This is a genomic window from Rhodobacter capsulatus (genome assembly GCF_005144475.1).
Taxonomy (GTDB): Bacteria; Pseudomonadota; Alphaproteobacteria; order Rhodobacterales; family Rhodobacteraceae; genus Rhodobacter; species Rhodobacter capsulatus_C.
The window spans coordinates 69,953-85,532 of record NZ_SWJZ01000017.1 but is presented as its reverse complement, the minus strand read 5'-3'; the positions used below and the strand labels follow the sequence as shown (position 1 = coordinate 85,532).

The 15,580-nt window shown below is 67.6% G+C and carries 14 protein-coding genes; 13 read left to right on the top strand and 1 reads right to left on the bottom strand.

The window, feature by feature from the left end; all coding sequences use genetic code 11:
* Positions 1–3 precede the first annotated feature (3 nt).
* The 13 genes from FBT96_RS06000 (at position 4) to rnd (ending at position 12,855) form a co-directional block, all read left to right on the top strand.
* Positions 4–561 carry a CIA30 family protein gene (locus tag FBT96_RS06000; RefSeq protein WP_136905419.1) on the top strand — a complete coding sequence of 186 codons (558 nt, stop codon included), beginning with the start codon at positions 4–6 and terminating at the stop codon, positions 559–561.
* Positions 562–738: 177 nt separating this feature from the next.
* Positions 739–1,563, top strand: a complete 825-nt coding sequence (locus tag FBT96_RS05995; RefSeq protein WP_136905418.1) for a hypothetical protein — start codon at positions 739–741, stop codon at positions 1,561–1,563.
* Between the two features lie 144 nt (positions 1,564–1,707).
* Positions 1,708–2,139 (top strand): PACE efflux transporter, encoded by a 432-nt coding sequence (locus FBT96_RS05990; protein ID WP_136905444.1) that lies wholly within the window; start codon positions 1,708–1,710, stop codon positions 2,137–2,139.
* Positions 2,140–2,254: 115 nt separating this feature from the next.
* Positions 2,255–3,739 (top strand): UDP-N-acetylmuramoyl-L-alanyl-D-glutamate--2,6-diaminopimelate ligase, encoded by a 1,485-nt coding sequence (locus tag FBT96_RS05985; RefSeq protein ID WP_136905417.1) that lies wholly within the window; start codon positions 2,255–2,257, stop codon positions 3,737–3,739.
* A gap of 1 nt (position 3,740) precedes the next feature.
* Positions 3,741–5,192 carry a UDP-N-acetylmuramoyl-tripeptide--D-alanyl-D-alanine ligase gene (locus FBT96_RS05980; RefSeq protein WP_136905416.1) on the top strand — a complete coding sequence of 484 codons (1,452 nt, stop codon included), beginning with the start codon at positions 3,741–3,743 and terminating at the stop codon, positions 5,190–5,192.
* A complete protein-coding gene (mraY, locus tag FBT96_RS05975; RefSeq protein WP_055208889.1) occupies positions 5,192–6,274 on the top strand; it encodes a phospho-N-acetylmuramoyl-pentapeptide-transferase in 1,083 nt (360 codons plus the stop codon). The genes FBT96_RS05980 and mraY overlap by 1 nt, the downstream gene beginning before the upstream one ends.
* Before the next feature lie 25 nt (positions 6,275–6,299).
* Positions 6,300–6,653: a hypothetical protein gene (locus FBT96_RS05970; RefSeq protein ID WP_136905415.1), complete on the top strand. Its 354-nt coding sequence runs from the start codon at positions 6,300–6,302 to the stop codon at positions 6,651–6,653.
* Between the two features lie 441 nt (positions 6,654–7,094).
* Complete coding sequence (murD, locus tag FBT96_RS05965) at positions 7,095–8,495, top strand: UDP-N-acetylmuramoyl-L-alanine--D-glutamate ligase (RefSeq protein WP_136905414.1); 1,401 nt, start codon at positions 7,095–7,097, stop codon at positions 8,493–8,495.
* Between the two features lie 72 nt (positions 8,496–8,567).
* Positions 8,568–9,146, top strand: a complete 579-nt coding sequence (locus FBT96_RS05960; protein WP_136905413.1) for a gamma-glutamyl kinase — start codon at positions 8,568–8,570, stop codon at positions 9,144–9,146.
* 10 nt (positions 9,147–9,156) lie between these two features.
* Positions 9,157–9,630 (top strand): GFA family protein, encoded by a 474-nt coding sequence (locus FBT96_RS05955; protein WP_136905412.1) that lies wholly within the window; start codon positions 9,157–9,159, stop codon positions 9,628–9,630.
* 78 nt (positions 9,631–9,708) lie between these two features.
* Complete coding sequence (purM, locus tag FBT96_RS05950; RefSeq protein WP_136905411.1) at positions 9,709–10,755, top strand: phosphoribosylformylglycinamidine cyclo-ligase; 1,047 nt, start codon at positions 9,709–9,711, stop codon at positions 10,753–10,755.
* On the top strand, positions 10,752–11,342 hold the full coding sequence (gene purN / locus FBT96_RS05945) for a phosphoribosylglycinamide formyltransferase (protein ID WP_136905410.1): 591 nt from the start codon (positions 10,752–10,754) through the stop codon (positions 11,340–11,342). The genes purM and purN overlap by 4 nt, the downstream gene beginning before the upstream one ends.
* Before the next feature lie 358 nt (positions 11,343–11,700).
* The gene (gene rnd, locus FBT96_RS05940; RefSeq protein ID WP_136905409.1) at positions 11,701–12,855 is read left to right on the top strand and encodes a ribonuclease D; all 1,155 of its coding nucleotides are present in this window, start codon (positions 11,701–11,703) and stop codon (positions 12,853–12,855) included.
* A 239-nt stretch (positions 12,856–13,094) separates the two neighbouring features.
* On the opposite strand, the gene FBT96_RS05935 is transcribed toward rnd, so the two are convergent.
* A complete protein-coding gene (locus FBT96_RS05935; protein ID WP_136905408.1) occupies positions 13,095–15,446 on the bottom strand; it encodes an ATP-dependent helicase in 2,352 nt (783 codons plus the stop codon).
* Positions 15,447–15,580: the final 134 nt, after the last annotated feature.

Genomic DNA, 15,580 nt, shown 5'->3' with positions numbered 1-15,580 from the left:
TCGATGCGCGCCCAACTGTTCCTTGTCCTGACGCTGCTGCTCGGGCTGGGGGCGGTGCCGCCCGCGCTGGCCGCCGACACCGTGATCGAGGATTTCACCATGCAGCCCGAAACCCGCTGGCGTTTCTTCACCGATGGCGTGATGGGCGGCGTCTCGACCGGGCGGCTGGAGATGGTCGCGGGCGAGGGGGCGCCGCATGCGCGGATGACCGGCCATGTCAGCACCGCAAACAATGGCGGCTTCATCCAGATGCGGCTGGATCTGGCCGCGCCGCCGCCCGCGGGCACGACCGGGCTGCGGCTGATCGTGCGCGGCAACGGCCAGCGCTATTTCGCGCATCTGCGCACGGGCGCGACGCTGATGCCCTGGCAATATTATCAGGCGCCCTTCGACGTCACCCCCGACTGGGCCGAGGTGCGGCTGCCCTTCACCGCCTTTCACGCCTCGGGGCGGCTGATGCCCGGCATGCCTTCGGTGAAAAGCCTGCGCTCGGTCGCGGTCGTCGCCTATGGGCGCGCGCATGAGGCCGAGATCGAGGTCCGCGAGGTCGGCTTTTACTGACCGGCCCGGCGGCGCGGCCCGAAGCGTTCCGCGACCGCGGCCTCGCCCCCCGGATCGCGCCCTGAAACACCCCCTGAAACGGCGCGGCAAAATCACCCGCGCCGGGGAGAATTAGCCTTTCCTTCAGCGCTTGGCCGCATGGTGCGCGCAGACCGCGGCTTTCGCAAAGGCATCCGGATGACAGCTCTGCCCCGCCTCCTTGTCGCCCTCGGCTGCGCGCTGGGCCTGCTTTGGGCCGCGGCGGCGCCGGGGATCGCCTCGGATCTGCCCTATGCGGGCGGGTGCGAGCTGACGCGCGACGGCGGCGTCTATTATCGCGGCACCTGCGCCATCCGCCGCGCCCCGATCCCGGCCGACCCCGCCTGCACCGGCGAGCTGATCTCGCTGCAGATCCCGGGCCGGGGCGGTGCCGATCTGCTGCGCGGCACCGGGCCCGGCTGCGCCTCCGATTTCCTTGGCAGCCCCGTCACCTTCATCGCCGAAGATGTGCAGGGCTGGCTTGTCGTCACCACCGAGGCGGGCAAGATCTTCCGCTTCGATCCGGGGCCGGATCCGGCCTTGCCCGTGCTCGACGCGGTTCTGGCGGGCATCGACCGCTGCGCCCCCGCGCCGCAGGCCCGCGCCTTCACCGAAAGCCTGCGCGCGCGGTTCCCGCAGGCCGCCTCCGCGCCCGAGGGGCCGCTGGCCTCTGACGGCCTGCCGCTGCCCTGGCCGCCGGGCGGCTGGCTGGCCCCCGAACAGCTCAGCGCCCAAAAGCGCGGCGCCGAGCTGCAGATCGAGCTGCAGCTGGACGGCAGCTATCTTGGCCTGCCGCTGGCCCGGCTGCGCACCAGCTTCGGGCCCGATGGCGCGCTGCGGATGCAGGAGCTGGTCTTTGCCGTCCCCCGCGCAAGGCTTGGCGCGGCCCGCGATCTGGCCGAACAGCCGCCGAAACCCGCGCCCGGCGGCCCCGATCTGGCCCCGGGCGAGCCGGGCCGGCTGATCTGCCGCTTCGCCCGCTGAGCCGCAACCGCGCTTTGCGCTTGACCCTTCTGCCCGCGGGGCGATACTGGGCGGGCCGGGCGCGGAAACCGTGGCGCCAAAGGGTCTGTGCAACTGTCGGGACGGTCCGATCCAAGATCGGGGCGCAACTTGCGTCAACCTGCCATGGTCACCTTGTCCCCGCCGCTGCGGCGCGTGATTTATGTTCTTGCGTTCGAAGCGGGGGCCATCGCGCTCTCGACGCTGCTGCTGACCCGGCTCAGCGCCGGTCCGGCTGCGGATTCGCTTCTTGTCTCGGTGCTGGTCACCCTGATCGCGCTGCTGTGGAACCTCGTCTTCAACACCGGCTTCGAGGCGGCCGAACACCGCTTCCGGCTGCGCCGCACCCTTTGGCTGCGCGCGCTGCATGCGCTGGGCTTCGAGGGCGGGCTGTTTCTGTTCACCGTGCCGCTTTACATGGGCTTTTACGGCGTCGGCTTCGCCGAGGCCGTGGCGATGGAGGCGGCGCTGCTTGTCTGCTTCCTGATCTATACCTTTTTCTTTACCTGGGGCTTCGACCGGATCTTCCCCCGCCCGTCGCTGCCAGCCCGGACCTGACCTGACCCGCCCGAACTGCCCCGATGGGCTGCCCGGCCCTTGTTTTCAAGGCTTGCGTTGACGCCTGCCTGCCTTCGCCTCTAAATGGCGCAGGAACTGAACAAGGACACAAGATATGGCCCTCACGGCGAAGCCTTTGAGTGCATTGGGGCTGACGGCCCGCCCGGGAAGCGACGTCGCGGTGACGGGTCTTTCGGTGGACAGCCGCCTCGTCAAACCCGGTCATCTGTTCGCGGCGCTGCCCGGCACCAAGCTGCATGGGGCAACCTTCGTGACGGCGGCGCTGGAGCGCGGCGCGGCGGCGGTGCTGACCGACCGCGCGGGCGAAGACACCGCCCGGCAGGCGCTGGCGGGCAGCGCCGTCGCGCTGCTTGTCGTCGAGGATGCGCGGCTGGCGCTCGCCTGTGCCGCGGCGCTGTTCTTTGGCGCGCAGCCCGCGACGATGGTCGCGGTGACCGGCACGAACGGCAAGACCTCGGTCGCCACCTTCACCCGGATGATCTGGCAGGCGCTTGGCCTTGAGGCCGCGAACATCGGCACCACCGGGGTCGAGGGCGCCTTTGCCGCGCCCTCAAGCCACACCACGCCCGAGCCGATCACCCTGCACCGGCTTCTGGCCGAGATGGCGGCGGCGGGCGTCACCCATGCGGCGATGGAGGCAAGCTCGCACGGGCTGGCGCAGCGGCGTCTGGATGGCGTGATGCTGAAAGCCGCCGCCTTCACCAATTTCACCCAGGATCACCTCGATTACCACGCCAGCTTTGACGAGTATTTCGACGCCAAGGCCGGTCTGTTCACCCGCGTCCTGCCCGAGGAGGCGACCGCGGTGATCAACACCGACGATCCGAAAGGGCCGGGGCTCGCGGCGCTGGCGCAGGCGCGCGGGCAAAAGCTGATCCGGGTCGGGCAGGACGACGGCTGCGAGATCCAGCTGCAGGGGCAGCGCTTCGACGCGGGCGGGCAGGATGTGCGGTTTCTCTGGCAGGGCGGGCCGCAGATGGTGCGCCTGCCGCTCATTGGCGGCTTTCAGGCGATGAACGTGCTGACCGCGGCGGGGCTGGTGATCGCCTGCGGCGCCGAGCCGAAAGCGGTCTTTGACGCGCTGGGGCAGCTGAAGGCCGTGCGCGGCCGGATGCAGCTCGCCGCGACGCGCACGAATGGCGCCACCGTCTTCGTCGATTTCGCCCATACGCCCGATGCGGTCGAAACCGCGCTCAAGGCGCTGCGCCCGCATGTGCTGGGCCGCATCGTCGCCATCGTCGGCGCGGGGGGCGACCGGGACCGCACCAAACGGCCCCTGATGGGGGCGGCCGCCGCGGCCCATGCCGATCAGGTCATCGTCACCGACGACAACCCCCGCACCGAGGACCCGGCCTCGATCCGCGCCGCCGTCATGGCGGGGGCGGGCCCCGAGGCCACCGAAGTCGGCGACCGCGCCGAGGCGATCTTGCGCGGCGTCGATGCGCTGGGCCCGGGCGATGCGCTCTTGATCATGGGCAAGGGGCATGAACGCGGGCAGGTCATCGGCACCGATGTCTTCCCCTTCGATGATGCCGAACAGGCTTCGATCGCCGTTGCCGCCTTGGATGGGAAGATCTGACATGGCTGTTTTGTGGACCTCGATCGACGCGGCCGTCGCCACCGGGGGCCGTGCGACGCGGTCGTTCATGGCGACGGGGCTGTCGATCGACACCCGCTCGATTCGCCCGGGCGAAATGTTCGTGGCGCTGAAAGACGCGCGCGACGGCCATGATTTCGTGGCGGACGCGCTGAAGAAGGGCGCCGCCTGCGCGCTGGTCAGCCGTATCCCCGAGGGCTGCTCCGAGGAAGACCCGCTGCTGCTCGTGCCCGATGTGCTGAGGGCGCTGGAAGATCTGGGCCGCGCCGGGCGGGCGCGCACCCGCGCGCAGGTGATCGCGGTGACGGGCTCGGTCGGCAAGACCTCGACCAAGGAGATGCTGCGCGCGGTGCTGTCCGCGCAGGGCCGCGTGCATGCCGCCGAGGCCAGCTTCAACAACCACTGGGGCGTGCCGATCACGCTGGCGCGGATGCCCGCCGAGGCCGATTTCGCGGTGATCGAGATCGGCATGAACCACCCGGGGGAGATTTCGCCGCTGGTCAAGATGGCGCGACCCCATGCCGCGATGATCACCACGGTCGCCGCGGCGCATCTGGAGGCCTTCGAAACCCTCGACGACATCGCCCATGAGAAGGCCGCGATCTTCGACGGGCTGGAGCCCGGCGGCACCGCCGTCGTGCCCACCGGGCTTGCCTCGACGCCGATCCTTCTGGCTGCGGCAAAGGCGCGCGCCGGGCAGGTGGTGACCTTTGGTCCGGCGCCCGGATCGGACTACCATCTGACCGCGGCGAAGATCGCGGGGGATGCCACGATCGTGCAGGCCGATCACGCCGGAAGGCCGATGCTTTTCAAGGTGATGACGCCAGGAAAACACTTTGCGAACAACGCCTTGGGGGTTCTGGCCCTGGCGCGCGCGGTGGGCGCCGATCCGGCCGTGGCGGCGCTCGACATCGCGCTTTGGGCGCCCCCCGCCGGGCGCGGCACGCGCGAGCGGATCTGGCTTGATCTGATTGACGAAGCGCAAAGCTTCGACCTTTTCGACGATGCCTTCAACGCCAATCCCGCCTCGATGGAAGCGGGTCTCGAGGTGCTCGCCGGACAGGTTCCGCGCGACGGGGTGGGGCGGGTCAAACGCGGGCGGCGCGTCGCCATTCTGGGCGACATGCTGGAGCTGGGCGCGGGGGAGGCGCGGCTTCATGCCGCGATTGCCGATTTGCCCGCAATGGTATCGATAGACATCGTGCATCTGGCCGGACCGCGGATGCGGGCGCTTCACGAAGCGCTGCCGCGGGAGAAGCGGGGCGAATGGGTCGAGACCGCCAGGGATCTGGCCGCCCGCGCGCCGCATCTGGTCGATGCAGGCGATGTGGTGCTGGTAAAAGGATCGAAAGGCTCGAAGGTTTCGCTCGTGGTTGACGCGCTCAGAAAACTCGGTCAGCCCGGTGCGGCAGAGGCCTTCAAGGGAAAAGAGTAATGCTTTACTGGCTTGCGAACCTTTCGGACGGGGGCGATTTCTTCAACCTCTTCCGCTACATCACCTTCCGCGCCGGGGGGGCCTTCTTCACCGCGCTGATCTTCGGCTTCCTGTTCGGGCGGCCCCTGATCGACATGCTGCGCCGCAAGCAGGGCAAGGGCCAGCCGATCCGCAACGACGGCCCCGCCACCCATTTCGCCAAGGCGGGCACGCCGACGATGGGGGGCTTGCTGATCCTCTCGGCGCTGCTGTTCGCGACGCTGCTTTGGGCGCGGCTCGACAATGGCTATGTCTGGATCGTGCTCGGCGTCACCTATGGCTATGCCGCGATCGGCTTTGCCGATGATTACGCCAAGGTGACGAAGCAGAACGTCAAGGGCGTCTCGGGGCGCACCCGCATGGCGCTGGGCCTGGCGCTGGCCGCGCTGGCGGCGGTCTTTGCCGCGCTGATGCATCCGCCGGAACTGACGAACATGCTGGCGCTGCCGGTCTTCAAGGACGTGCTGATCAACCTTGGCATCTTCTTCGTGCCCTTCGCGATGTTCGTGATCGTCGGCGCCGCCAATGCGGTGAACCTGACCGACGGGCTGGATGGTCTGGCGATCATGCCGGTGATGATCGCGGCCGGAACGCTGGGCGGCATCGCCTATGTGGTGGGGCGCGCCGACTTCACGCAATATCTGGGCGTCAATTTCGTGCCCGGCACCGGGGAGCTGTTCGTCTTCACCGCCGCGCTGATCGGCGGGGGGCTGGGCTTCCTGTGGTACAACGCGCCGCCCGCGGCGGTGTTCATGGGCGACACCGGCAGTCTTGCCCTTGGCGGTGCGCTGGGCGCGATTGCCGTGTGCACCAAGCACGAGCTTGTCCTCGGCGTCGTCGGCGGGCTTTTCGTCGTCGAGGCGCTCTCGGTCATCATTCAGGTGGCTTACTTCAAGGCCACCGGCAAACGGGTGTTCCTGATGGCACCCATCCACCACCACTTCGAGAAGAAGGGCTGGGCCGAACCGCAGATCGTGATCCGCTTCTGGATCGTTTCGCTGATCCTTGCGCTGATAGGCCTTGCCACGCTGAAGATCCGCTGACCCTTGAAAAGGAAGGAAGACCCGCATGATCAAGAACTTCACGGACCCGCTGAAAGTCACGGCGCTGCTGCTGCCGTTTGCCGTGTTCTTTGCCGACCTGACCGGCATGAGCAACCTGACGCTGGGCTGGGGCCCGGTCTTTGCGCTGACCGTCGGCACCCTGGCGCTGTGCAAGTTCCTCGACGTGATCGTCGGCGCCGACACGCGCCCGATGACCGCCGAACGCGCCCGCACCTCGGTCTGGGTGTTCCTGGCGCTGCTCAACATCATGGCGCTGATCTTCGCGATGACCCAGCCGGGCCTTGCGCCGGTGGCCTTCGCGGGCGCCGTGGTGCTGTGCTTCGTCTCGATCGCGGGCTATGCGCTGAAGAAGCGCTGAGCCCCTGACATCGGCGGGGGCGCAAGCGCCCCCGATGCGGCCGCCGGGCCCTGCCCGTGCAACCGATCCTGCCCTGCGGGCGCCGGATCGGATCCTTTGCCGCCGTGCCCGCCCTTTCGCCGTCGCGCCCCAGAACGCGCGCCCGGCCCTCTCATGGATGTGCGGCGGCCCGGGAATGCGGGTAGACCGGGCCGACCGCCGCCTTTCCTCACACGCCGTCCGTCAGGTCCCGCTTTTGACAAAGCGGGTTGCGCCGCCTGTGGCGTCGCCCGAAAGGGGGGCTGCGCGCCCCCCTCTTGGTCCGCTGGCGCGGCCCAATTCACCCCCGCGGGATATTTCGGCCAAGGTGAAACGGGAAGAAGGGCTTTTCCTTTCACCTTGGCTCAAATATCCCACGGGGGTGCGGGGGTGTGAAACCCCCGCGGCTTACGGAGGTCGCGGATGATACCGGTTCAGGGATATGAGGGCGCGCGCGTCGCGGTGCTGGGGCTCGGGCGCTCGGGTCTGGCCACGGCGGCGGCGCTGAAGGCAGGGGGCGCCGAACCCGTGCTTTGGGACGACAGCCCCGAGGCCCGGGCCAAGGCCGAAGCCGCGGGCTATTCCTGCACCGATCTGACCCGGCAAGGTGCCTTTGACGGTATCGCGGGCCTGATCACCTCGCCCGGGATTGCGCATCTTTACCCGCGCCCCAATCCGGTCATCGCCGCGGCGATGGCGGCGGGGGTGCCGGTCGACAATGACATCGGGCTGTTCTTCCGCTCCTGGGCGACGGCGGGCTGGGACGAGTTCGACGTCACCCCGCGCAGCGTCTGCATCACCGGCTCGAATGGCAAATCGACCACCACGGCGCTGATCCACCACATCTTGCAGCACGCGGGACGGCCCACCCAGATGGCGGGCAACATCGGCCGCGGCGTCCTTGACCTTGATCCGCCCGTCGATGGCGAGGTGGTGGTGCTGGAACTGTCGAGCTACCAGACCGATCTGGCCCGCGCACTGACCCCCGACATCGCCGTTTTCACCAATCTTTCCCCCGATCACATGGACCGCCATTCCGGCATGGGCGGTTACTTTGCCGCCAAGCGTCGGCTGTTTGCCGAAGGCGCGCCCGACCGCGCGGTGATCGGCATCGACGAGCCCGAGGGGGTCTATCTGGCCAATCAGATGGCGATGGGGCGGGAAGATGACCGGGTGATCCGGGTTTCCGCCGCGAAAAAGCTGGGCGATTTCGGCTGGTCGGTCTTTGCGCGCAAGGGGTTTCTGGCGGAATGGCGCAAGGGGCGGCAGGTGGCCTCGATCGACCTGCGCGGCGTCAAGGCGCTGCCCGGGGCGCATAACCACCAGAACGCCTGCGCCGCCTATGCCGCCTGCCGGTCGCTCGGCCTTGCGCCGAAGCTGATCGAGGAGGCCTTTCACAGTTTCGGCGGTCTGCCGCATCGCAGCCAGACCATCGCGGAAAAGCGCGGCGTGCGTTACGTCAACGACAGCAAGGCCACCAATGTCGACAGCGCGGCGAAGGCGCTTGAAGCTTTCCGCAACATCCGCTGGATCGTCGGCGGCATGGGCAAGGAGGGCGGTGTCGCATCGCTCAAACCGCTTCTGGGCACGGTGAAGAAGACCTATTTCATCGGCCATTCGGGCCGCGATTTCGCGCTGGAGCTGGCGCCGCTTGACCATGAGATCTGCGAGACGATGGAGCGCGCCGTCGCCCGCGCCGCCGCCGAGGCCGAGCCGGGCGATACCGTGTTGCTGGCCCCCGCGGCGGCGAGCTTTGACCAGTATCCGAACTTCGAAAAGCGCGGCGAGCATTTCACCGCGCTGGCGCAGGCGCTGCCCGACTGAGAGCGGCGCTTGCGGTGGGGCGCGTGGGCGGCCATACTCGCCCCATCCGCAACGAAGGCCGAGAGAGCAGACATGATGGTGTTCCCCCGCGAGAACCTCGTGTTCTTCGCGGTTCCGAAAACCGGCACCACCGCGATCGAGGCGGCGCTTGACGCCCGCGCCGCCATCGTGCTGCGCGATCCGCCGCAGATGAAGCACCTGACCGTGGCCAGCTATGCCCGGGTGCTGCAGCCGCTCTTGAAGGCCGATTACGAGATGATGGCGGTGATCCGCCATCCGCTGGACTGGCACGGCTCGCATTACCGCTACCGCAGCCGCCCGGCGCTGAGGGGCAGCGCGCGTTCGACCGCGGATCTGACTTTCGCCCAGTTCATCGAGCGCATGCTGAGCCCCGGCACCCCCGAGGCCGAGGGCGCGCAGTCGCGCTTTCTTTGTCTGAAGGACGGCCGCTGCCCGGTGCGGCATCTGTTTCGCTACGAGGCGCAGGACCGCATCCTGGCCTTTCTGGCCGAGCGCTTCGGCGGGCCTGTCGAGCTGCCCGTCGTCAATGTCTCGCCCCGCCGCGCGCTCGATCTGCCCGAGGCGCTGCGGGTGGCGCATGAAACCCGGTTCGCGCGCTGCTACGAGATGTGGGAGGCGGCGCAGCATTGAGGAGGAGCGCATGACCGAATGGACGGGCCGTTGCACCTGCGGGCAGGTGAGCTACCGGATGACCGCGGCGCCGATGATCACCCATGCCTGCCATTGCAGCTGGTGCCAGCGCGAGACCGGCACCGCCTTTGCGCTCAATACGCTGATCGAGACCGACCGGCTGCAGGTGACGGGCGCGGTCGATTACGTGATGACCCCCTCGGCCTCGGGCAAGGGGCAGGAGATCGCGCGCTGTCCCGCCTGCCGCGTCGCGGTTTTCAGCCATTATGCCGGGGCAGGGCGGGCGCTGGCCTTTGTCCGGGTCGGCACGCTGGACAGCCCCGCCGCCTGTCCGCCCGATGTGCATATCTTCACCGCGACGAAACAGCCCTGGGTGGTTTTTCCCGAAGGGGCAAAGGTCTTTGCCGAATATTACAAAAGCGCCGAGGTCTGGTCGCCCGCGGCGTTGGAGCGGCGCCGCGCGGCGCTCTCGCGGGTGGGGTGAGCCCGCCCGCCACGCGGTGCTTTTCAACCGGCCCCCTTTGCGCTAGGGCTTCGCACGACGAATCCGACGGAGACAGCGATGACCGAGCGCAAGACTGGCCTGACCTATGCCGATGCAGGCGTGGATATCGACGCGGGCAATGCGCTCGTCGAACGGATCAAACCGGCGGCGAAACGCACCAACCGCCCCGGCACCGTGTCCGGGCTGGGCGGCTTCGGCGCGCTTTTTGATCTGAAAGCCGCGGGTTACAACGACCCGATCCTTGTGGCCGCGACCGATGGCGTCGGCACGAAGCTGCGCATCGCCATCGACACCGGCGTGGTGGGCACGATCGGCATCGACCTTGTGGCGATGTGCGTGAACGATCTGGTGTGTCAAGGCGCCGAGCCCTTGTTCTTCCTCGATTATTTCGCGACGGGCAAGCTTGAGGTCGCGCAGGCCGCGACGATCATCGAGGGCATCGCCGAGGGCTGCGCGCAATCGGGCTGCGCGCTGATTGGCGGCGAAACCGCCGAGATGCCGGGCATGTATGCGAAGGAAGATTTCGATCTGGCAGGCTTTGCCGTCGGCGCGATGGAGCGCGGCTCGGATCTGCCCGCGGGGGTCGTGGCGGGCGATGTGCTGTTGGGCCTTGGCTCGAACGGCGTGCATTCGAACGGCTACAGCTTCGTGCGCAAGGTGGTGGAACTCTCGGGCCTTGGCTGGGACGCCGCTTCGCCGTTCTCGGACGGCACTTTGGGTGAAGCGCTGCTGGCACCGACCCGGCTTTACGTGAAACAGGCGCTTTCGGCGATCCGCGCGGGGGGCGTGCATGCGCTGGCCCATATCACCGGCGGCGGGCTGACGGAAAACCTGCCGCGCGTGTTGCCGGAAGGCCTGGGCGCGACGATCGATCTGTCCTCCTGGCCGCTGCCGCCGGTCTTCCGCTGGCTGGCCGAGACCGCGAACATGGCAGAGCCGGAGCTGCTCAAGACCTTCAACTGCGGCATCGGCATGATCTGCGTCGTCGATGCGGCGCAGGCCCCGGCGTTGAAAGCGCTTCTGGAAGCCGCGGGCGAAACCGTCACCGTGATCGGCGCCGTGACCGAGGGGCAGGGCGTCGCCTATACGGGCAAGCTCCTGTGACCACCCGCGTCGCGATCCTGATTTCCGGCAGCGGGTCGAACATGATCCGTCTGGTCGAGGACATGCAGGGCCTTGGCTATGCGACGCCGGTTCTGGTCGCCTCGAACGACCCGACGGCGGCGGGGATCGACCGCGCCGCGCGTCTGGGCGTGGCGACGGCGGTGATCGATCACCGCCCCTTCGGCAAGGATCGCGCGGCGTTTGAGGCGGAGCTTTTGAAGCCGATCCTGGCGGCCGAGCCCGATGTTCTGTGCCTTGCGGGCTTCATGCGCGTGCTGACGCCCGATTTCGTGATGCGCTTTGCCGGGCGGATGCTGAACATCCATCCCTCGCTTTTGCCGAAATATCCGGGCCTGCACACGCATCAGCGCGCGCTGGAGGCGGGCGATGCCGAGGCGGGCTGCAGCGTGCATGAGGTGACGCCGGTTCTGGACGATGGTCCGATCCTCGGTCAGGCGCGGGTGCCGGTCGTGGCGGGGGACACCGCCGAAACGCTGGCCGCCCGGGTTCTGGTGCAGGAACACAAGCTTTACCCCGCCGTGCTGCGTCGCTTCGTGACCGGCAACCGCAGCCGTCTGGATCTGTGATCGCAACCGCCTGATCTGACCGAGGCCATCGCCGAGGTCACGCGCGACAGTGGCCCCCTGACCGCCGGGGGCCCAAAGGCCCTCGGCCTGCGCCCGCCCCGCCCATGGCGGGCGCATTCGCGCCGCCGGGGCAGGCGCAGGCCTCTGTTCCGCGTGGGGATGCGGTCTTGTCACCGGCTTGGCCGCGACGGGCGGGGAAAGGCGGCGCCTTTCCTGATCCGCCCGATCAGACCTGTCGCCCGCGGTCCGGCTCACAACCTTTTGTGCATTCCTGCAACGACACGCTTTCCTTTGTGCGGACAAATGCCTAAACCGAAGATATGGGCGGGATGACCCCGCGATCCCCGGGAAAGGCACGATGCAGACGATTACCACCACCGACGCACTGGAGCAGTTCTGCACCCGCGCCAAGGCTGCCCCCTATGTGACGGTCGATACCGAGTTCCTGCGCGAACGCACCTATTGGTCGAAGCTCTGTCTTGTGCAGATGGCGCTTCCCGGCAAGGACGGCGAGGCGGTTCTGCTTGATCCGCTGGTCGAAGGCCTGTCGCTGGAACCGCTTTACGACCTCTTCCGGCATCAGGCGACGGTCAAAGTGTTTCACGCCGCCCGGCAGGATCTGGAGATTTTCTTCACCGAAGCCGGGGTCTTCCCGCTGCCGCTCTTTGACACGCAGGTCGCGGCGATGGTCTGCGGCTTTGGCGAGCAGGTCGGCTATGAAACGCTGGTGAAAAAGATCGCCAAGCAGTCGCTCGACAAGACCTCGCGTTTCACCGACTGGTCGCGCCGTCCGCTGACCGATGCGCAAAAGGCCTATGCGCTGGCCGATGTCACGCATCTGCGGGTGATCTACGAATTCCTCTCGAAAGAGCTGCGCAAATCGGGCCGCGAGCAATGGGTCGAGGAGGAAGAGGCGATCCTTCTGAACCCCGAAACCTATATCACCCGCCCCGAGGATGCCTGGGAACGGGTGAAGACGCGGACGAATTCGGGGCGGTTCATGGCCGTCGTGCGCGAATTGGCTCGCTTCCGCGAGATCTATGCGCAGGGCAAGAACATCCCGCGCTCGCGCGTGTTCAAGGATGATGCGCTGCTGGAACTGGCCTCGACGAAGCCGGTGTCGCTGGATGAGCTGGGCAAGTCGCGGCTGCTTTTGCGCGAGGCGCGGCGGGGCGACATTGCCGATGGGATCATCGCGGCGGTGAAGGCCGGGCTTGACACCAAGCCCGAGGATTTCCCGCGTGTGCCGGATGAAGATGCGCAGCTGCAGGTGAACACGGCCTTGGCCGATCTGCTGCGGGTGCTTTTGAAGGCGAAATCCGAGGAGGCCGGGGTGGCGGCGAAGCTGATCGCCACCGCCTCGGATCTGGACCGGATCGCCGCGGGCAAACGCGACGTGGCGGCGCTGAACGGCTGGCGGCTCGATGTCTTCGGCAATGACGCGCTGCGGCTGGCCAAGGGCGAGATCGCGCTGACCGCCTCGGGCGGGGCGGTGCGGGTGGTGCAGGTCTGAAACTGCCACGGTTTTTCGGGCGGAGAAGGAAAGGCATCGCCTTTCCCCGCCCGTTTCATAACGGCTGCATCACGACCGTTTCCCCAAGCACGACAGAGGCCGGCGCCTGACCCGGCGGGCGAGAAGCGCCCGCCGAGGGCGGGGCGGGCGCTGGCCGACGGCCTTTGGGCCGCGGCCGGATACGGGGCTGATGTGTCGCGTGACCTCGGCGATGGCCTCGGCCAGATCAGGCAGGGGGCTCAGAACGGCACGTCGTCAAGCCCGACAGCGGGTTTCAGGAACCCGGCCTTGACGTGTTTCGATCCGGCTTTCTCGAATTCGATCAAGGCGGTATCGCCTTCCAGATCGATCACCTCGCCATAGCCGAACTTGACATGGAACACCCGGTCGCCCACGCCAAAGGCGACGCTGTCCACCGTCGTCACCGTGCGCGCCTTTGGCCGCGGCGGTTCCGTCGCGCGGGTTTCCATCCGCTTCCAGCCCGGGGAATTGTAGACATCGGCCTTGGTCGCGCGGCTCTCAAGACTGCCAAAGCCGGTCTGCGTCGCCGCCCCGAAACCGCCGCCGTAAAGCCCGGGCGGGGTCAGCACCTCGACCCGCGCGGCGGGCAATTCGTCGATGAAGCGCGAGGGCAGTTGCGACTGCCATTGCCCGTAGACGCGGCGGTTGCCCGCAAAGGAAATCGTGCACAAGGCCTCGGCCCGGGTGATGCCCACGTAAGCCAGCCGCCGCTCTTCCTCGAGCGCGCGCAGCCCGCCCTCGTCCAGCGCGCGCTGGCTCGGGAACAGCCCATCTTCCCAGCCGGGCAGGAAGACGGCGGGAAATTCCAGCCCCTTCGCCGCATGCAGCGTCATGATCGAGACCTTGTCCTCGGACTGGTCCTTGTCGTTGTCCATGATCAGCGCGACGTGTTCAAGGAACCCCTGCAGGTTCTCGAACCCCTCCAGTGCCTTGACGAGTTCCTTCAGGTTCTCCAGCCGCCCCGGCGCCTCGGGCGTCTTGTCGGCCAGCCACATGTCGGTATAGCCGCTGTCCTCCAGAATGGTTTCGGCCAGCCGCACATGATCGGCATTCTCCAACACCGCCGCATGCCAGCGCCCGATGCCGTCCAGGAACGCGCGCAAGGCCCCCGCCGCCTTGCCGCTGATCGCGCCCTGCTGCAGCGCGGCTTTCGCGCCCATCACCAGACCCGCCTCGGCCGCGCGCGCGCTGGTCTGGATCACCGCCTGCGCCTTGTCGCCCAAGCCCCGCTTGGGCAGGTTCACCACCCGCTCGAACGCCAGATCGTCGTCGGGCGACACGGCGAGCCGGAAATAGGCCATCGCATCGCGGATTTCCTGCCGTTCATAGAACCGCGGCCCGCCGATGACGCGATAGGGCAGGCCGATGGTCAGGAACCGGTCCTCGAAGGCGCGCATCTGATGGCTGGCGCGGACCAGAATCGCCTGTCCGTTCAACGGGATGGGATCAAGGCCACGGGTGCCGCGCGACAGGCTCTCGACCTCTTCGCCGATCCAGCGTGCCTCTTCGTCACCGTCCCAATGGCCGATCAGCCGGACCTTTTCGCCGCCCGCTTCGGCGGTCCACAGCTCTTTTCCCAGCCGGTCGCGGTTGGCGGCGATCAGGCCGGAGGCCGCCGCCAGAATATGTTCGGTCGAGCGGTAATTCTGTTCCAGACGCACCACCACGGCGCCGGGAAAATCCTTTTCGAACCGCAGGATATTGCCCACCTCGGCGCCGCGCCAGCCGTAGATCGACTGGTCGTCATCACCGACGCAGCAGATGTTGCGATGCGCCTGAGCCAAGAGCCGCAGCCACAGATATTGTGCCGTGTTGGTGTCCTGATATTCGTCGACAAGGATATATTTGAACCAGCGCTGATACTGCTGCAGCACGTCGGGGTGACGCTGAAAGATCGTCACCATGTGCAGCAGCAGATCGCCGAAATCGACGGCGTTCAGCGTGCGCAACCGGTCCTGATAGGCGGCGTAAAGCTCGGAACCGCGGTTGTTGAAATGCGCCGTCTCCTCGCCGCGAACATGGTCGGGCGTCCAGGCGCGGTTCTTCCAGCTGTCGATCAACCCGGCCAACTGCCGCGCGGGCCAGCGCTTTTCGTCCATGTTCGCGGCGATGATCAGCTGTTTCAGCAGCCGGATCTGGTCGTCGGTATCCAGAATCGTGAAGTTCGAGCGCAGCCCGACAAGTTCCGCGTGACGGCGCAGCTGCTTGACGCAGACCGAGTGGAAGGTGCCCAGCCACGGCATCCCTTCCAGCGTCTGGCCCATCAGACGGCCGATGCGGTCTTTCATTTCCCGCGCCGCCTTGTTGGTGAAGGTGACGGCCAGAACCTCGTTCGGCCGGGCGCGGCCGGAATGGATCAGATGCGCGATGCGCGAGGTCAGCGCCTTGGTCTTGCCGGTGCCCGCGCCCGCAAGCATCAGAACGGGGCCATCAAGCGCCTCGACCGCCCGCCGCTGCGCGTCGTTCAAGCCATCCAGCCAGGGCGTGCCGACAGGCCCCCGCGCCGCCATCATGGCGCGTTGCGACAGGCTCAGCCCGCCGAAATCGTCATCATCAAGGATACTGCTCATGGGGCGCCACTATAGCTTGCGTACCGGCAAAGCCAAGGCCTGTTCGGTTTTTGTTCCCGCAAATACGAACCCCCCGGGCGATCCCGCGCGGCAAACCCGATGCCGATGCGGAATATCCCGGGGGGCGCGGGTCA